This is a genomic window from Paraburkholderia terricola, from assembly GCF_900142195.1.
In the GTDB taxonomy this organism is placed as follows: domain Bacteria; phylum Pseudomonadota; class Gammaproteobacteria; order Burkholderiales; family Burkholderiaceae; genus Paraburkholderia; species Paraburkholderia terricola.
On sequence record NZ_FRAB01000018.1, the window covers coordinates 24,732 to 41,994 of the forward strand.

The window sequence follows — 17,263 nt, forward strand, 5'->3', positions numbered from 1 at the left end:
GTCTCCATCGTTGTGGTTCGCTGTGGTTGTCGCGGTTCGATTGCCGCGAATCGGAAGGAATCGGAAACGCTATGCCCCCGCCACGACCGCCGCGATCGACGACGCCACATAACCGGCGTTGCGCGCGTTCAATCCGGCCACGCACATGCGCCCCGAACGCAGCACGTACACCGCGTACTCGCCGCGCAAGCGCTCGACCTGGCTCTCGCTCAGGCCCGTATAGGTGAACATGCCGCGCTGCGCGAGATAACGCGCGCGCATCACTTCATCGACGCGGCCGGCGAGTCCTTCGTGGATCGTGGTACGCATCGCGAGAATCCGCTCGCGCATGGTGGCGAGTTCCGCTTCCCATGACGCATGCAACGACGCATCGGCGAGCACGTTGGCGACCAGCCGCGCGCCGTGCGTCGGCGGATTGCTGTAGTTCGCGCGCACCGTGGACATCAACTGGCCGAGCACGCGGCCGGCCTCTTCACTGCTTTTGCAAACCACGCTCAACGCGCCGCAGCGCTCGCCGTACAGCGAGAAATTCTTCGAGAACGAATTCGCGACGATCAGCGCCACGCCCGCATCGGCGAGCAGACGCACGCACGCGGCGTCTTCGTCGATGCCCGCGCCGAAGCCCTGATACGCCATGTCGACAAACGCGATCAGATTGCGGCGCTGCAATACCGGCACCAGTTCCGCCCATTGCGCCGGGGTGAGGTCGACGCCCGTCGGGTTATGGCAGCACGCATGCAGCAGCACGATGCTCCGCTCCGGCAAGCGGCCGATCGCGTCGAGCATGTCCGCGAAACGCAGGCCGCCGGTGTGTTCGTCGTAGTACGGATAGGTGTTGACGGTCAGGCCCGCGCCCTCGAAGATCACGCGATGGTTTTCCCAGCTCGGATCGCTGATCCACACCTGCGAGCCGGGGAAATAGCGCTTCAGAAAATCCGCGCCCACCTTCAGCGCGCCCGAGCCGCCAATGGTCTGCAAGGTCGCGATGCGGCCCGTCGCGCGCGCTTCGTGGTCCGCGCCGAATACCAGCGCTTGGGCGGCGTCGCGATAGAGCGGCAGGCCCGCCATCGGCAGATAGGAGCGTGGGCCGATCGCATCGAGCAAGGCGGTTTCGGCGCGCCGCACGGCGTCCATCACCGGCAGCTTGCCGGCGTCGTCGAAATAGATGCCGATGCTCAGATTGACCTTGTTGGGGCGAGGATCGAGTTGAAAGTCCTCGTTCAGACTCAGAATCGGGTCGCCTGGGTAGGCGGGAATGTGGTCGAACATGGCAAGTCCTTGGTGGTGGGCGTGGGTCCGGCGTCGCTATGGTTTCGGTGCGGCGAGCAAAGCGCCGACACCCGCCGGACGAGACCCAAAGTCTAAGCGTCATTGGGTGCGTGCGTCGATTGGGGCAAGTGTCAGGCAATCGCTCGCGGCGCACAATCAATCGATTTTTCACGATTAGTAAGTTTTTCTTTACAATCGTTTTTCATGTCACTCACGCGCGTCACCATTCGTCAGTTCGAAGCGTTTCTCGCCATCGTCGATTTGCACAGTATCGGCGCGGCGGCGGAGCGGCTCGGGCTGACCTCGTCGGCGGTCAGCCAGTTGCTGGCCGAACTCGAAACGGAACTGGGCTTTCGCCTCTTCGACCGAACCACGCGGCGCGTCAATCTGTCGAGCGCGGGGCAGGATTTTCTTGCCTCGGCCGAATCGGTGTTGCGCCATGTGCGCGCCGCCGCGCAATCGGCCAACGACATCCGCAACCGCGCGGCCGGCATCGTGCGGGTCGGCGCGCCGCTGGTGCTCGCGGCCACCGCGTTGCCCGCGGCCATCGCCGAATACGCGCGCGGCAAACCGAAAGTGGTCGTGCGGATTGTCGACACCGTGGTCGAGCAACTGGTGGAGCGCGTGGAAAGCGGCGACGTGGATCTCGCGATCGGCCCCGACCGGCAAAGCGGCGCGCGCGTGGGGCGCGAGCGGGCGTTCGCGAGTCCGTGGGTGATGTGGTGCGCGCCGGCGCATCCGTTGAGCGCGCGGCGCCGTGTGCAGTGGCGGCATCTGCGCGACGTGCCGATCGTCGCCACCGGCCGCGACCACGAACGCGCGGTCGGGCAGATGCTCGCCAATCTGCCGGCCGAGGCCCGCATCATTCCGGTCGACGTGGTGGACAACGTCACCACGGCATTCGGTCTCGCATCGCAAGGGCTGGCGGTGACGCTCGCGCCCGCCTATGTCGCGCCGCTCGCGCGCACGTTCGGGCTGGTGATGAAGCGGATCGTCGATCCGGAAACCATCCGCGAGGTGTGCTTGTACCGCTCCACCGAGCGCGCGCTGTCGCCGCCCGCCGACGGCTTCGCGGAATTCATCGTGCCCTGGCTGAAGCGCTGGGACCGCGAAACGCAGGCCGGGGCGAAAACGAAGCGCGGCTGACCGGCCGCCTCGCGGCGCGAGCACGCGCCGTCCAGCGCCCGGGTGAGGCGGCTCGGGTATTGCTGTGTTCGACGGCACGCAACTTTGCACCGCCCGCGCCGGTCAATCATGCGAGCCATGCAGCGCCTCCCATTCATTCGAGCCCTACTCGCGCGCCGTAGCCGATCTCGTTCGCGCGCCGCTGCGCCGCGCCCTTCTCGCAACGTTCGTGTGGCATGCCGCTGCCCATCGATAGCGCTTCCGACTTTCATCGCCCGATAGCGGCCATCGGTTAAGCACCGCCTTCGCCGTGCATCGGCAAACGCATCAGAAGCGGTAGTTGATGGAAATGTCGGCCACGCCGTTCGCCTTGCGGTGCGTGATCGGACTGTTGCCCGCGCTGCCGACCAGTTGCTGGAATGCGCCATCCGCGGTGGCGAACCAATGCTTGTCGAACAGCCACACCACGCTGATGCCGAAGCCCACCGACTTGACGCCCGCGCTCGCGTGATATTCCGGATACCGCGAGTGCGCCGCCTGCTCGCGATTCACGCCGAACCAACTGTTCATGTAGGTGGAGTCCGCGAAGGTTACGTTGGGCCCGGCGAACCAGAAGAAGTTGTTGGTGCTGCCCGGCATCGGCATATACGCGCCGAGATCGCCGGTCCAGCCGTTCGAGCCGCCGAAGTAGCGTCTGACGTCCGCGCGCAGCACCAGCGGGAATTCCTTCGACACCACGTATTCGCCCGAGAGCTTGAGGCCCGGCGCCGGATTGATGTTGCCGAGGCCGTTCAGTTCCTGCGGATCGTCGTGGCCGCGGCGTCCGAGATCGTAGATGGCCGCGAGGCTTGCACGCCAGTTTTGTCCCTGCGCAAAGTTGACGCCGAGTCCCTCGCCGCTCGAAAAGAAAAACAGATCCTTGTAGCGCACGTCGACGCTCGGGCCGGCCATCAAGTGATACCGGTCGGAGCCCTCGTAGCGCGGCTGGAACGACGTCGCCGCGCCGACGCGCAACTGCCAGTCGGGAACGCTCGGCTGCCACACCTTTTGCAGTGGAATCCCCGCCGAGTATTGCCATTCGCCCAGCGGCGAAGGCGTTTGCGCCAAGGCGGCGCCCGGAACGACGGCAACGCCGAGGGTCACGGCGACCAGAGAAACTGCCGCGATGCCTATTGGTTTATTGCGGAACGTGCCGATCCGCTTTTCACGGCTGTCATTGCGCACCAGAAGCCTCCGATCTCGCGCAGGGCGAAGGGGTTTTAGGTTCCGCCTGGGTCCGCAAGGAATCGAACAGCACCCCGGCGCACGCCGCGCTCTCAGGCGCGGCGTGTAGTTTTTTCAGCAAACGATACGCGTTGCCCGGCAAGAACGCACCTGCTCGGGGAGTCGCGTACCGGACAGCGGGCCTTTCGTATGAACCATTGCCGCGAAAGCCTTGCCGACGGACCCACTGTGCAAAATGCGGGCCTGGTCGGCGGAAGCGGTGCGAAACCGGTTAAACGCAAACGGGAAACAACGAGAGGCCGAGCGAGCGTGCCAGCACGCCGTGGCAAGGAATCGCGAGCGCAATGCGCCTTCAGGAAACCACGGCGCCGCGCGATGCGGCGCCGTTGATGCATCGAACGCGGGCGATCCTACCTGGCCGCTTCGACGAGGACCGGCTTGTCGCGATAGAGATTCGGGAACAGCCGCTTGAGGTTGGCCACCTTCGGCATATCGTTAAGCGCGATATACGCGGAGTTGGGATGCAGCGTGAGGTAGTTCTGGTGATAGAACTCGGCGGGGTAAAAAGCCTTGAACGTCTCCGTCTTCGTGACGATGGGCGCCCGAAACGCATGCGCCTTCTCGAGCTGCGCGATGTAGCCTTGCGCGACGCGCCGCTGCATATCGGTCATCGGGAACACGGCCGAGCGGTATTGCGTGCCGCTGTCCGGCCCCTGGCGGTTCAGTTCGGTCGGATCGTGAATGACCGAGAAGTACACCTGCAACAACTGGCCGTAGGTGACCCTGGCCGGGTCGAAGGTGACCTGCACGGCTTCCGCATGGCCGGTCTCGCCGCCGCTCACCGTCTCGTAGTGCGCGGTGTCGCGCTCACCGCCCGCATAGCCCGACACCGCCTTGCTGACGCCGCGCACATGCTGGAACACGCCCTGCACGCCCCAGAAGCAGCCGCCTGCGAATACCGCCGTTTCTTCGTGCGCCGTGGCGGCGGAGACCGGTTCGTCGAGCGCGGGCGGCGCGATCACAACCGCGGCCTCGGACGCGAACGCGATGCGCCATGCCGACGCGCCGCCGGCAAGCGACGCCGCGCCGATCAACCTGAAGAAAATCCGTCTGCTGCAAGCCATGATGATCGTCCCGGAAAGTTCGCACGTTTCACCCGTTCGGGCGTTGGTCGTGCCGCCCGCGAGTGGTCTCGATGTTTAGTCGGCCAGCAAGGGCTTTTATGACAGCATGCGCGTCTTTCCGCATCGAGGCATCAAGGCATCGCAGCCGGGGCTACAGCGGCGCTCACAGCGGAAATTTCGTGGTCGAGAGAATTTCCTTGAGCACCATGAACGAGCGAATCTGCCGGACGCCCGGCAGATAAAGCAACTGCTCCGCATGCAAACGGTTGAAGCTGTCGCTGTCGCGCGTGCGGATCGTCATAAAGTAGTCGAATTCGCCGGTCACGACGTGGCACTCCATGCAACCCGGCACCTTCTGCGCGGCTTTCTCGAAGTCCGCGAACGACTCGGGCGTGGAGCGATCCAGCACCACGCCGATGATCACCAGCATCCCCGCGCCCGCCGCTTTCGGATCGATCAACGCAACCACGCCGCGAATCAGTCCCGACTCCTTGAGCCGCTCGACGCGCCGCAAGCACGCCGGCGCGCTCAGCTTCACTTTTGCCGCGAGCGCGACGTTCGAAATCGACGCGTCCGTTTGCAACTGGCGCAGGATCGCGCGGTCGATGCGATCGAGCGATTGCAGCGGATCGGCTTGTGATTGGGCGGCAGCCGATGCGGCCGGCGCGCTTCGCACTTTCGTTGCGCTCATAGGTTAGTTCACAAGTTTTTATTAAGTCACTTTGACATTTCTCTTTTCAAAATTACGCCCATCGCAATTTTTTCGCAAGCTCATTTCTGGCGCTTTTCCCTACCATTGTCTCAACGCGACGACCTGCTGTTCGCGTCGAACCTACTCATCACAGGAACTGCCATGAACCTGCAACGATTCCCGCGTCATCCGCTGACTTTCGGGCCGACGCCGATCCAACCGCTAAAACGCCTGAGCGATCACCTCGGCGGCAAAGTGCATCTGTATGCGAAGCGCGAGGACTGCAACAGCGGTTTTGCATTTGGCGGCAACAAGACGCGCAAGCTCGAATATCTGATTCCCGAAGCGCTGGCGCAGGGTTGCGACACGCTCGTTTCGATCGGCGGGATCCAGTCGAACCAGACTCGCCAGGTGGCCGCCGTCGCCGCGCATCTGGGCATGAAGTGCGTGCTCGTGCAGGAGAACTGGGTCAACTACTCGGATGCGGTGTACGACCGCGTCGGCAATATCCAGATGTCGCGCATTCTCGGCGCCGATGTGCGGCTCGTGGCCGACGGCTTCGACATCGGCTTTCGCAAGAGCTGGGAAGATGCGCTGGAGAGCGTGCGCGCGGCCGGCGGCAAGCCTTACGCGATTCCCGCCGGCTGCTCGGATCATCCGTTGGGCGGGCTGGGTTTCGTCGGCTTCGCTGAAGAAGTTCGGCAGCAGGAAGCGGAACTGGGCTTCAAGTTCGACTACATCGTGGTGTGCTCGGTGACGGGCAGCACGCAGGCCGGCATGGTGGTCGGCTTCGCCGCGGACGGCCGCGCCGAGCGCGTGATCGGCATCGACGCGTCCGCGAAGCCCGCGCAAACGCGCGAGCAGATCATCCGAATCGCGAAGCAGACCGCGGAAAAAGTCGAACTGGGGCGCGACATCACGAGCAAGGACGTGGTGCTGGACGAGCGCTTCGGCGGTCCCGAATATGGCTTGCCGAACGACGGCACGCTGGAGGCGATCCGCTTGTGCGCGCGCCTCGAGGGCATGCTGACCGATCCGGTTTACGAAGGCAAGTCGATGCACGGCATGATCGACATGGTGCGCAACGGCGAATTCCCGGAAGGGTCGCGCGTGCTGTACGCGCACCTGGGCGGCGTGCCGGCGCTGAACGGCTATAGCTTCATTTTCCGCAACGGCTGAGCGGCGAGTAGCGCGATGAGCGACGCGACGGCGGCCGGCATGCATCGAGCCGGCTGCCGCCGCGAGGCGGCGAGGTGTTGTCATGGCGACGTGGCGAATCACGCCGCCAACTGCTTCTTCAAATGCTTGCGCAAGAATTCGACAAAGGCTCGAATCGTCAGAGAGCTTTGCCGATGCTGCGGATAAACCGCGTAGACGCTCGCCGCGGCGGGCAGGAATTCCTCGAGCACGGTCACGAGCTTGCCGCTTTTTAACGCGTCGGCAACGATGAAGTCGGGCAGCCGCGCGATGCCCAATCCGGCCACGGCGGCATCGCGAATCAGTTCGCCGTTATTGGCCCGCAACGGCCCGTGCACTTCGATGCTCTTGTGCGCGCCCTCGACGATGAACTCCCAGTTCACCGCCCCGCCGTGCCCATACAACAGGCACGCGTGACGTTGCAGATCGGCAGGCGCCGCAGGCGCCCCGCGCCGCCGCCGATAGCCGGGACTGCAACACGCCACCATCCTCACGTCGACGAGCTTCTGCGCGATCAGCGTGGAATCCGCCAGCGTGCCGATGCGGATCGCCATGTCGAAGCCCTCGCCCACCACGTCGGCGGTGCGGTCGCTCAACTCCATGTCGAAGCGCACGTCGCCATGCTCGCGCAGGAACGCCGCCACCAGCGGCGACAGATGCGTCATGCCGAACGACATCGGCGCGCTCACGCGTAGCAGCCCTCGCGGACCGGCGCGCCGCAGCGACATGGCCTGTTCGGCGTCTTCCACTTCACCGAGGATGCGTTTGGCGCGCTCGTAAAACTCCTGACCGAGTTCGGTCACGGCCAGCTTGCGCGTATTGCGGATCAGCAATTGCACGCCGAGTGCTTCTTCGAGCGCCATCACGCGCCGGCTGACGAATTGCTTCGAGAGCGCCAGCCGCCTGGCCGCCGCGGTGAAATTATGAGCGTCGACCGTGGCGACGAAGATCCGCATGTCATCGAGTTGCATCGTATTGTCCACCGTGTCGTGACAGTGTTTCCCGTATGACGGCGATTATAGCCATCCTGATTGACCTACACTGTCATTCATGGATCGCGGACTCACCATTGCCCGATCGCAAACAACCCAGGAGAAACACGATGCTCGATATCAGACACGCCAATCAACGCGGCCGCGCGGAGCACGGCTGGCTCAGTTCGCGTCATACGTTTTCTTTCGCGAACTATCACGACCCGAAGCAGAACGGCTTTTCCGACCTGCTGGTGATCAACGACGACCGTGTCGCACCGGCGCAAGGCTTCGGCAAGCATCCGCACCGCGACATGGAGATTTTCTCGTACGTGCTGGAAGGCGCGTTGGAGCACAAGGACACGATGGGCACCGGCTCGGTGATCGTGCCCGGCGACGTTCAGTTGATGAGCGCGGGCACGGGTGTCGCGCATAGCGAATACAACCATTCGAAGAGCGAGCCGGTGCACTTTCTGCAGATCTGGATCGCGCCGGGGCAAAAGGGCACGCAGCCGCGTTATCAGCAGCGTCACTTCGGCGCGGATCAGAAGCGCGGCGTGCTGCGCCTCGTGCTCTCGCCGGATGGCGCGAACGATTCGCTGATGCTGCAACAGGATGCGCGGGTTTATGCCGGTCTTTTCGATGGCGATGAAAGCGCCCGGCTCGAACTCGCCAGCAATCGCTATGCGTATGTTCACGTGGCGCGCGGCAGCGTGACGGTGAACGGCGTCGAATTCGGCGAAGGCGACGGCGCGCGCGTGCGCGGCGAGCAAGCGCTGAGCTTCACGCAAGGCCATGACGCCGAAGTGCTCGTGTTCGATCTGCGCGACATCGAGATGTCGGAGTTGTGGGCTTGATGTGGTTTGAGGGGGGTTCGAACGCACGGAATCAAACGTTGCGTTCGCCCTCTGTCTTTTCACCTTAAAAACACCGCACGCCTCAAATAAAAACGGCGGCCCGCAGGCCGCCGTCCACTACCAACCAACCACTCACTCACACTGCCACTTCAGCTTCAGCCTCTTTCACCACTTCCACTTCTTCGCTATTGCGGATCAGGTGATCGAATGCGCTCAACGATGCCTTCGCGCCCTCGCCCACCGCGATCACGATCTGCTTGAACGGCACCGTGGTCACGTCGCCGGCGGCGAACACGCCCGGCACCGACGTCGCGCCGCGAGCATCGACGACGATTTCGCCGTGCTTCGACAACTCCACCGTGCCCTTGAGCCATTCGGTGTTCGGCACGAGACCGATCTGCACGAACACGCCTTCGAGTTCGACGTTCTTCGTTTCGCCCGAACGCAGATCCTTGTAGACCAGACCGTTGACCTTCTTGCCGTCGCCGGTGATTTCCGTGGTCTGCGCCTGAGTGACGATCGTCACGTTGGCGAGGCTGCGCAGCTTGCGTTGCAGCACTTCGTCCGCGCGCAACTGGGCGCCGAATTCGAACAGCGTGACTTCGCGCACGATGCCCGCGAGGTCGATCGCCGCTTCCACGCCGGAGTTGCCGCCGCCGATCACCGCGACGCGTTTGCCCTTGAACAGCGGGCCATCGCAATGCGGGCAGTACGCCACGCCGTGATTGCGATATTCGCGCTCGCCGGGCACGTTGATTTCGCGCCAGCGCGCACCGGTCGCCAGGATGATGGTTTTCGCCTTGAGCACCGCGCCGTTGGCAAGACGCACTGCGTTGATGCGGCCGGGGATCAGCGCTTCGGCGCGCTGCACGTCCATGATGTCGACTTCATAGCTCTTCACGTGCTGTTCGAGCGCCGTCGCGAACTTCGGCCCCTCGGTTTCCGTCACGGAGACGAAGTTTTCGATCGCCAGCGTATCGAGCACCTGGCCGCCGAAGCGTTCCGCCACCACGCCCGTCGCAATGCCCTTGCGCGCCGAGTAGATCGCCGCCGCCGCGCCCGCGGGACCGCCGCCGACGATCAGCGTATCGAACACCGGCTTCTTTTCCAGTTCCTTCGCGGCGCGCGCACCGGCGTTGGTGTCGAGCTTCGCGAGAATTTCCTTCACGCCGCTGCGGCCCTGGCCGAACACTTCGCCGTTCATGAACATGGTCGGTACCGCCATGATCTGGCGCGCTTCGACTTCGTTCTGGAACAGCGCGCCGTCGATCGCCACGTGGCGGATGCGCGGGTTGATGAGCGCCATCACGTTCAGCGCCTGCACGACTTCCGGGCAGTTCTGGCATGACAGCGAAAAATACGTTTCGAATTGGTAGTCGCCGTCGAGGTTGCGGATCTGTTCGATCACCGCGTCGTCGAGTTTGACCGGATGGCCGCCGACCTGCAAAAGCGCGAGGACGAGCGACGTGAATTCATGCCCCATCGGAATGCCGGCGAAACGGATGCCTGTGGCCTTGCCCGGCTCGCCGATCGAGAACGACGGCTTGCGCTCGTCGTCGCCACGGCGTTCGATCACGGTGACGCGTTCCGACAACGTCGCGATATCGTTCAGCAACGCCAGCAGCTCCTGCGATTTCGCGCTGTCGTCGAGCGACGCGACGATCTCGATCGGCTTGCTCACCTTTTCCAGGTATGTTTTCAATTGAGTCTTGAGATTGGCGTCCAGCATGGCTTTCGATTCCGTGACGAGGGGTGTTGGGTTCCCGGCGCCGCGCACATCGGATAGGACGTGCGCGGCCCGGGGACGCGCGGGCCGCTGTGAAAAGCGGCCCGCGCGGCGATGCGCCGCGAGGCGCTGACTGCAAAGGGTCTTGAGACCTTAGATCTTGCCGATCAGGTCGAGCGACGGGGTCAGCGTTTCAGCGCCCGGCGTCCACTTGGCGGGGCAAACTTCACCCGGATGCGCGGCGATGTATTGCGCGGCCTGCACCTTGCGCAGCAGTTCGCCGGCGTCGCGGCCAATGCCGTTGTCGTGGACTTCGCACAGCTTGATCTCGCCTTCCGGGTTGATCACGAACGTGCCGCGCAGCGCCAGGCCTTCTTCTTCGATCAACACGTCGAAGTTGCGCGAGATAGCCAGGGTCGGGTCGGCGATCATCGGGTACTTGATCTTCTGGATCGTGTCCGACGTGTCGTGCCATGCCTTGTGCGTGAAGTGCGTATCGGTCGACACGCTGTAGATTTCAACGCCGAGCTTCTGGAAATCGGCGTAGCGATCGGCCAGGTCACCCAGTTCGGTCGGGCAAACGAACGTGAAGTCGGCCGGGTAGAAAACGAAAACCGACCACTTGCCCTTCAGGCTTTCTTCGGTGACGGTCACGAATTCGCCGTTGTGATAAGCCTGTGCCTTGAACGGTTTGACTTGACTATTGATGATCGGCATTTGCTGAGTCCTCTTTCGGAGTGGTTGGAAAGTGGAGCCAGTATGTCAGACCGCGCTTAATAGGTAAAGCGGATTGTTTTAATGATAGCAATAGTCATACGCTATTTATCGCGCCGCTGGCAGCTATCGCGGCGGATCGGTTTTCATGAGCCGCCAGAGGGTCGTGCGGCCGATTCCGAGTGCGCGGCTGGCCGCCGCGCGATTGCCGCCCGACTGCTCGAGAGCGCGCATGACGTCCTCGCGAGTCGGGGAAGTGCGGGCCGGCGCGTGTTCGTCTTCGCCGGCTCGGGACATCGGCGCGGCGGGCGTTGCGACAGCCGGCGCCTGTTTCATTCGCCCGAACTCCGGGAACATCGACTGCAAATCCCGCCTATCCTGGCCTTGGCCGGCCGCGTCGCTTAGATAGATCGCGGCGCGCGTCAGCAGGTTTTCCAGTTCCCGGACATTGCCGGGCCACGCGTAATGCTCGAACAAGGGTGCGAGAAACGTCAGCACCCGGTCGAGCGTCGCCTCCGACAACCCATATTGGCGCGCCCCGCGGCTTAACAAGTGCCGCGCCAGTTGCGCGACATCGCCGCGCCGTTCGCGCAGCGGCGGCAATTCTATCCGAAGCAGATTCAGACGAAAATACAGATCCGCGCGAAACAATCCCTGTTCGACGAGCGCATGCAGATCGCGATGCGTCGCGGCGATCACCCGCACGTCGACCGGCGTGGCGCGCCCGGAACCGAGCTTCATCACCTCGCGCTCCTGCAGCACGCGCAGCAGACGGCTTTGCAACGCGGCCGACATTTCGCCGATTTCATCGAGGAAGATCGTGCCCGTGTGCGCGATTTCGAAAAGGCCCGGCTTGCCGCCACGGCGCGCGCCGGTGAACGCGCCCTCCTCGTGACCGAACAGTTCGCTTTCGATCAGCCCCTCGGGCAAGGCCGCGCAATTGAACGCGACGAACGGATTGCCGCGCCGCCGGCCGGCGTTGTGGATGCCTTGCGCGACCAGTTCCTTGCCGGTGCCGCTTTCGCCGGTGAGCAGCACGGTGGCGTCGTGAGCGGCGCCCGCGCGCGCGAGCCGCCGCACCCGTTCGAGCGCCGCCGATCCGCCGATCAACTCGTCCAGCCGATGCCGCGCGACCAGATGCTTCGGCCGCTGGCTGGTGCGTAGCGAATGGTCGATCCGCTGCGCGACGAGAGCGTCCTGCACCGTCACCACCGAGCCGGAGCGCGCGCCATGCTCCATGATCGGCACGCAGTTGACGATCAGCGCGCGGCCGCCGATCCGCTCGATCCGTTCCTCGATCGGCAGGTCGTTCGCAAGCGTTTCGCGCAGCCACGGACCGACGACGCGCGCGACTTGCGCCGCCGCGTCCTGTTGGCGGTCCGCCGAAAGAGCTTCTTTCGGGGCGCCGAGGCCCAGCAGTTCGAGCATCGCCGGGTTGACCGCTTCGAGCACGCCGGCGTCGTCGAAAGCGGCGACGCCGTCGCGCAGATGGGCCACGATCGTATTCAGCCGCACGCGCTTCGACTCCTTCTGACGGCTCACCCGCGCCAGTTCGACCGAGCGCTCGAACGCTTCCTCGACCGCGCCGAGCGAGTACAGGAAAACGCTTTCGAGCCCGGCTTGCTGCGCGAAATCGCAAGCCATGCCGGGGCCGATGATGACGCCGCAGCCTTCGGCGGCCAGCTTCTCGACGGCGAGCCGCACTTCGTCGATCGAACGGTAGGCGCGCTGCGTCAGCCCGACCTTGAGCCACGCGCCGAGATCCGCCAGTTCGTGCGAGATCGTTTCGTGCAGCACCAGGCCGATCCGCGCGCCGGGCCACGTGGTGGCGGCGCGGGCAATCGCACCGAGCACGTCGAAGCCGTTCACCTTGACCATGACGACCGGCACGTTCAGGTTGTCGCGCAGGTAGGCGCCGTTCGAGCCGGCAGCCAGCACCACGTCGACCGAGCCCGCATCCACGTAGGCCTGCAAGGCGGTGACGGCCGCGCCGTAGCCTTCGCGAACCGAAAAGAATCGGGCGCGCCCGGCGTAACGCGGCGCGACGGCCTCGCAAAGCGACTTCAAGCGGCTGATACTGACGAGGGCAACGCCAGGCAGCGCCGTATTGGCATTCGCGACGAGCGACGGGAACGTGGACATTGCGGTAACTCCGCGAACAGTTGAAACGTTCCATGAAACGTTTCACGGAACACACGCGCATTCTGCCATGAACCCGCGCAGCGCCGCTTCGCGCCGCAAGCTCCTGATTCGATTGCCTAAGTCCCGGAGCCTCGCGCGATGGCATGCTTCCTGCAAAATCACGGCCGCCTCTCAAACCCGCTTACCTTTTTCGGAGACACACCGTCATGACCACTTCCGCCACACGCCGCGCCGCCTTCCGCGCCAAGGTCGAGCAACGCCAAGGCCTGCTGGTGCCCGGCGCCTTCAACGCGATGAGCGCGCGTGTCATCGAGGACGCCGGTTTCGAAGCGCTCTACATCACCGGCGCGGGCGTCACCAACATGTCGCTCGGCCTGCCCGACCTCGGCTTCATCGGTCTCGCCGAAGTCGCCGAACATACCGCGCGGATTCGCGACGCGGTCGCGCTGCCGCTGATCGTCGATGCCGACACCGGCTTCGGCAACGCGCTGAATGTGCGTCAGACGGTGCGCGTGCTCGAGCGCAGCGGCGCCGACGTGATCCAGTTCGAGGACCAGGTCATGCCGAAGAAATGCGGCCACTTCGCCGGCAAGGAAGTGGTCGGCACGAGCGAGATGGTCGGCAAGATTCGCGCGGCCGTGGATGCCCGCGAGGACCGCAATCTGCAGATCATGGCGCGCACCGACTCGGCGGCGGTCCACGGCATCGAGGACGCGATCGAACGCGGTCACCGTTTCATCGAGGCCGGGGCCGACATTCTGTTTATCGAGGCGACCGAATCGCTCGCCGACATCGAACGTCTGCCGTCGCTGTTCGACCGGCCGCAGTTGATCAACATCGTGATCGGCGGCAAGACGCCGGTGCAATCGCGCGAGGCGCTCGCGCAACTCGGCTACGGCATCGTGCTGTACGCGAACGCGGCGCTGCAAGGCGCGGTGCTCGGCATGCAGCGCGCGCTCGGCACGTTGAAAAACAACGGCCGCCTCGACGAGGACGCGACGCTCGTCGCGCCGTTCAGCGAACGCCAGCGGCTCGTCAACAAGCCGCTGTACGACAAGCTCGACCGCGAGTACGCCGCGAAAGACTGAGCGACGCGCGCGCTCGTGTTTCCGGCCGACCGGCGCGCAGGGAGCGCGCCGGTCGCCTCGGGCGCCGGGCGACTGCCCTGGCCGACGATGCAACAGCGATTACCAGGTTAGGATTCAAGGCCGGCGACGAGGCGCGTCCCTTTAATGGAGCGTTATTCGCAGCCGCGATCCTGTCGCGCATTCGCGTCGTCCGAAGGCCGGAAACACCTCTTCGAAAGGTAGTCGCAAGAACCATGAAATCCAGACCCTCTCTCCGAACCTGCCTGCACCTTCACGACATTCATGAGCCCGCACGCCGTGCGGCGGAGACAGCGCAATGACCGCCGGCGGCACACGCAACGCGCATGTCGGCTGGCTGCCGTATATCGTCGCGGCCACCTTCTTCATGGAGTACCTCGACACCACGGTGATCGCGACGGCGCTGCCGCAGATGGCGCAGTCGTTCGGCGTCGGACCGAACAGCCTGAGTCTCGGCATGACCGCCTACATGCTGGCGCTCGCGATCTTTATTCCGGCGAGCGGCTGGGTCGCCGACCGCTGCGGCTCGCGCACGGTGTTCGTCAGCGCGATCGCCGTGTTCACGGTGGCGTCGGTGTTGTGCGGGCTGTCGCAGAACGTCGTGGAGTTCACGGCCGCGCGATTGCTGCAAGGCATGGGCGGCGCGATGATGGTGCCGGTGGGCCGCCTGATCGTGGTCCGCAGCACCGAGAAGAGCCGCATGATGCAGGCGATCTCGACCATCACGTGGCCCGCGATCGCCGCGCCGGTCATCGGGCCGCCGGTGGGCGGCTTCATCACGACCTATGCGTCGTGGCGCTGGATCTTTCTGCTGAACGTGCCGTTCGGCCTGGCGGCGATGGCCGTCGCGTTCGCGCTGGTGCCGAACCTGCGCGGCAGCGAACGCAAACCGCTCGACGTGGTCGGCTTGTTGCTGAGCGGCACGACGCTCACGGCGATCCTGTACGGCGCCGAACTGGCGAGCCAGCCGGGCGAAAATCCGTGGGTGGCCGCGGCGGTCATCGGCGGCGGGTTGCTGATGGGCGTGCTGGCGTTCCAGCATGCGAAGCGTCACCCGCATCCGCTGATCGACGTTTCAACGCTCAAGATTCCCACCTTTTCCGTGACGGTCGTGACGGGCTCGTTCACACGCATCGGCATTGGCGCGGTGCCTTATCTGATGCCGCTGCTGTTTCAGGTGGGCTTCGGCTTGTCCGCGTTCAAGTCGGGCTTGCTGCTGCTCGCGAGCGCGCTCGGCAACCTCGGCATGAAGGCGCTGACCACGCGCATTCTGCAACGTTACGGCTTCCGCATGGTGTCGATCGTCGACGTCGCGGTGGCCGGCGTGTTCATCATCGCGTGCGGGCTGTTGACGCCGGAGGTGCCGCTTGCCCTCGTGCTGTTCGTCGTGTTCATCTACGGCGTGGCGCGTTCGATGCAATTCTCGACGCTTGCCACGCTGGCCTACGCCGACGTCGCGCAGCCGCAGATGAGCGCGGCAAGCACGCTATGGAGCGCGGCCGCGCAGATGACGATCGGTCTCGGCATCGCGTTCGGTGCGGTAGCGCTGCGCGCGGCGGCGTTCTTCAACGGCGAGACGACGGGCCGCATCTTCACGCTCGACGATTTCCGTCTCGCGTTTCTGTGCGCGGGCGTGCTGACGCTGGTGTCGGTGATCGGCTATATGGGCCTCGCGCACGACGCCGGCCAGAGCATCGGCGGCGGTTCGCGCGGCGCCGAAGATCCGGCCAAAGGGTGATGACGTGCAAGCAGCCGAACTAACGATTTCGAGCGACAAGGCCGACCTCGACATCGAGATGATCCATGCATTCCTGTCACGGCAAACAGCGTGGGCGCAGGGCATGCCGCGCGACACGCTGGAGCGTGCGATCGCGGGCTCGCTATGTTTCGGCGGCTATGTCGGCGGCAGGCAGATCGCCTTCGCGCGCCTGATCACCGACGAGGCGACGTTCGCCTACCTGTGCGACGTTTTCGTGCTGCCGGACTATCGCGGCAAGGGCTATGCGTCGGCGTTGATGAAGCACGTTTTCGCCAGCCCATCGCTCACGGGTCTACGCAGAATCGTGCTGGTGACGACCGACGCACATCATGTGTACAGGCCGCACGGCTTCCGTGAACTGGCGAACCCCGAGCGTTATATGGAGTTGCACGATCCCGACGTCTACAAGACGGCATAACCGCATGCAGCGCCGCGCAATGTAGAAAAAAGATCAGCCATAAGCACGCTCGCGCATCCACTTCGTCATGATCCATTTTTCGCCGCTGAGCACCGGCGCGCCGCCGTGCAAGGTCAGCGGGTCGAGTTGACGCGAGCCGTTCATATAGCGGAAATACACCGCGCCGCCCTGCTTCGCCGCGACCGAGAGGCGCGCTTCCGGAAAAATCGTTTCGCCGCCTTCGGGCACGTCGTTCAGATAGATCACCAGCGTCGCCACGCGCTGTCCGCCCTGCGCGGTATGCACCGCGCTGCCGGGTTGATCGGGCGGAAAGTAGTCGAAATGCGGGCGGTATTCGCCGGTCGCGCCGTAGCGCAGAATCTGCAGTCCTTCGCCGTTCTCGACCGGCCAGTTCATCAGGTTCGAAATGCGCCGCTCGATCCGCTCGATGAACGCGTCCTCGCCACGTTGATACCAGATGCCTTCGCTGGTGCGGTTGCGGATCACGTCTTCCCTGCCGGTGGCCGGGTCGACAATCGTCGAACGTTTCAACCGATGCCGCGAGCGCTCGATCATCTCACCGCACTCGTCGGGCGAAAGAACATCCGCGAACACGATCAACTCGGGGCGCTCGCAGCGCATCAGCACGCGGACGTCGCGATCGTGCGCGCGAATCACGTTGCCCCGCGCGACCGGCGACTGATCGTATTGGTAAGCGTGCGGCGCGGCTTTCGTCAGCACGGCCTCGCTCGCGCCGGCGGCCACGTTCGCCGCGTTCGCCGCTTTCCGGCCGAACGCGGCGTGCACGGCGGCACGCGCGGCCTCGTCGGCAAAACCGGCTTGCACCATCGCGTCGATCATCGAGTCCATGCTGCAGCCGCGCGCGACGTTGCTGACCAGCCATTCCTGCCATGCGGCATCGACTACGGGCATTGGAACTCCCATTCGTCCAGATGACGAA

General features: G+C 64.5%; 15 protein-coding genes. 6 read left to right on the top strand and 9 right to left on the bottom strand.

Translation table 11 applies throughout. The features are described from left to right. Positions 1 to 69: 69 nt before the first annotated feature. A complete protein-coding gene (locus tag BUE39_RS17240; protein WP_073429935.1) occupies positions 70 to 1,269 on the bottom strand; it encodes an amino acid aminotransferase in 1,200 nt (399 codons plus the stop codon). 204 nt (positions 1,270 to 1,473) lie between these two features. Between BUE39_RS17240 and BUE39_RS17245 the strand changes: the two genes are divergently transcribed. Next, a complete protein-coding gene (locus BUE39_RS17245) occupies positions 1,474 to 2,415 on the top strand; it encodes a LysR family transcriptional regulator (RefSeq protein ID WP_073429936.1) in 942 nt (313 codons plus the stop codon). Positions 2,416 to 2,721: 306 nt separating this feature from the next. On the opposite strand, the gene BUE39_RS17250 is transcribed toward BUE39_RS17245, so the two are convergent. The 3 genes from BUE39_RS17250 to BUE39_RS17260 all read right to left on the bottom strand — a co-directional run bounded on the left by BUE39_RS17250 (position 2,722) and on the right by BUE39_RS17260 (position 5,433). Next, complete coding sequence (locus BUE39_RS17250) at positions 2,722 to 3,561, bottom strand: MipA/OmpV family protein (protein ID WP_073430013.1); 840 nt, start codon at positions 3,559 to 3,561, stop codon at positions 2,722 to 2,724. A gap of 467 nt (positions 3,562 to 4,028) precedes the next feature. Further along, entirely contained in the window at positions 4,029 to 4,742 is a 714-nt protein-coding gene (msrA, locus tag BUE39_RS17255; protein WP_073429937.1) for a peptide-methionine (S)-S-oxide reductase MsrA, read from the bottom strand. Between the two features lie 163 nt (positions 4,743 to 4,905). Then, complete coding sequence (locus BUE39_RS17260) at positions 4,906 to 5,433, bottom strand: Lrp/AsnC family transcriptional regulator (protein ID WP_073429938.1); 528 nt, start codon at positions 5,431 to 5,433, stop codon at positions 4,906 to 4,908. 162 nt (positions 5,434 to 5,595) lie between these two features. Between BUE39_RS17260 and BUE39_RS17265 the strand changes: the two genes are divergently transcribed. After that, the gene (locus BUE39_RS17265) at positions 5,596 to 6,612 is read left to right on the top strand and encodes a 1-aminocyclopropane-1-carboxylate deaminase (protein ID WP_073429939.1); all 1,017 of its coding nucleotides are present in this window, start codon (positions 5,596 to 5,598) and stop codon (positions 6,610 to 6,612) included. Between the two features lie 98 nt (positions 6,613 to 6,710). Here the strand turns inward: BUE39_RS17265 and BUE39_RS17270 are convergent, their stop codons facing one another. Next, entirely contained in the window at positions 6,711 to 7,601 is an 891-nt protein-coding gene (locus BUE39_RS17270; protein WP_073429940.1) for a LysR family transcriptional regulator, read from the bottom strand. Between the two features lie 131 nt (positions 7,602 to 7,732). Here BUE39_RS17270 and BUE39_RS17275 point away from each other — a divergent pair, with 131 nt between their 5' ends. Continuing rightward, positions 7,733 to 8,458 carry a pirin family protein gene (locus tag BUE39_RS17275; RefSeq protein ID WP_073429941.1) on the top strand — a complete coding sequence of 242 codons (726 nt, stop codon included), beginning with the start codon at positions 7,733 to 7,735 and terminating at the stop codon, positions 8,456 to 8,458. Between the two features lie 136 nt (positions 8,459 to 8,594). Here the strand turns inward: BUE39_RS17275 and ahpF are convergent, their stop codons facing one another. From ahpF to prpR, 3 genes are all read right to left on the bottom strand, one after another. Then, entirely contained in the window at positions 8,595 to 10,187 is a 1,593-nt protein-coding gene (ahpF, locus tag BUE39_RS17280) for an alkyl hydroperoxide reductase subunit F (protein ID WP_073429942.1), read from the bottom strand. A gap of 150 nt (positions 10,188 to 10,337) precedes the next feature. After that, a complete protein-coding gene (ahpC, locus tag BUE39_RS17285; RefSeq protein WP_006046984.1) occupies positions 10,338 to 10,901 on the bottom strand; it encodes an alkyl hydroperoxide reductase subunit C in 564 nt (187 codons plus the stop codon). 123 nt (positions 10,902 to 11,024) lie between these two features. Then, positions 11,025 to 13,040, bottom strand: a complete 2,016-nt coding sequence (prpR, locus tag BUE39_RS17290; RefSeq protein ID WP_073429943.1) for a propionate catabolism operon regulatory protein PrpR — start codon at positions 13,038 to 13,040, stop codon at positions 11,025 to 11,027. Between the two features lie 206 nt (positions 13,041 to 13,246). Here prpR and BUE39_RS17295 point away from each other — a divergent pair, with 206 nt between their 5' ends. The 3 genes from BUE39_RS17295 to BUE39_RS17305 all read left to right on the top strand — a co-directional run bounded on the left by BUE39_RS17295 (position 13,247) and on the right by BUE39_RS17305 (position 16,323). Then, positions 13,247 to 14,128, top strand: coding sequence for an isocitrate lyase/PEP mutase family protein (locus tag BUE39_RS17295; protein WP_073429944.1), 882 nt, complete (start codon positions 13,247 to 13,249; stop codon positions 14,126 to 14,128). 316 nt (positions 14,129 to 14,444) lie between these two features. After that, positions 14,445 to 15,884, top strand: coding sequence for an MFS transporter (locus BUE39_RS17300; protein WP_073429945.1), 1,440 nt, complete (start codon positions 14,445 to 14,447; stop codon positions 15,882 to 15,884). Between the two features lie 4 nt (positions 15,885 to 15,888). After that, complete coding sequence (locus BUE39_RS17305) at positions 15,889 to 16,323, top strand: GNAT family N-acetyltransferase (RefSeq protein ID WP_073429946.1); 435 nt, start codon at positions 15,889 to 15,891, stop codon at positions 16,321 to 16,323. A gap of 33 nt (positions 16,324 to 16,356) precedes the next feature. Here the strand turns inward: BUE39_RS17305 and BUE39_RS17310 are convergent, their stop codons facing one another. Continuing rightward, the gene (locus BUE39_RS17310) at positions 16,357 to 17,235 is read right to left on the bottom strand and encodes a 2OG-Fe(II) oxygenase (RefSeq protein WP_073429947.1); all 879 of its coding nucleotides are present in this window, start codon (positions 17,233 to 17,235) and stop codon (positions 16,357 to 16,359) included. Between the last annotated feature and the right edge of the window lie 28 nt (positions 17,236 to 17,263).

Bases quoted from the DNA above. Each gene is read 5' to 3' on its own strand.
- msrA (WP_073429937.1), bottom strand. From the start codon at position 4,742: ATGGCTTGCAGCAGACGGATTTTCTTCAGGTTGATCGGCGCGGCGTCG.
- BUE39_RS17275 (WP_073429941.1), top strand. From the start codon at position 7,733: ATGCTCGATATCAGACACGCCAATCAACGCGGCCGCGCGGAGCACGGC.
- BUE39_RS17260 (WP_073429938.1), bottom strand. From the start codon at position 5,433: ATGAGCGCAACGAAAGTGCGAAGCGCGCCGGCCGCATCGGCTGCCGCC.
- BUE39_RS17245 (WP_073429936.1), top strand. From the start codon at position 1,474: ATGTCACTCACGCGCGTCACCATTCGTCAGTTCGAAGCGTTTCTCGCC.
- prpR (WP_073429943.1), bottom strand. From the start codon at position 13,040: ATGTCCACGTTCCCGTCGCTCGTCGCGAATGCCAATACGGCGCTGCCT.
- BUE39_RS17265 (WP_073429939.1), top strand. From the start codon at position 5,596: ATGAACCTGCAACGATTCCCGCGTCATCCGCTGACTTTCGGGCCGACG.
- BUE39_RS17270 (WP_073429940.1), bottom strand. From the start codon at position 7,601: ATGCAACTCGATGACATGCGGATCTTCGTCGCCACGGTCGACGCTCAT.
- BUE39_RS17310 (WP_073429947.1), bottom strand. From the start codon at position 17,235: ATGCCCGTAGTCGATGCCGCATGGCAGGAATGGCTGGTCAGCAACGTC.
- ahpC (WP_006046984.1), bottom strand. From the start codon at position 10,901: ATGCCGATCATCAATAGTCAAGTCAAACCGTTCAAGGCACAGGCTTAT.
- BUE39_RS17295 (WP_073429944.1), top strand. From the start codon at position 13,247: ATGACCACTTCCGCCACACGCCGCGCCGCCTTCCGCGCCAAGGTCGAG.
- ahpF (WP_073429942.1), bottom strand. From the start codon at position 10,187: ATGCTGGACGCCAATCTCAAGACTCAATTGAAAACATACCTGGAAAAG.
- BUE39_RS17300 (WP_073429945.1), top strand. From the start codon at position 14,445: ATGACCGCCGGCGGCACACGCAACGCGCATGTCGGCTGGCTGCCGTAT.
- BUE39_RS17240 (WP_073429935.1), bottom strand. From the start codon at position 1,269: ATGTTCGACCACATTCCCGCCTACCCAGGCGACCCGATTCTGAGTCTG.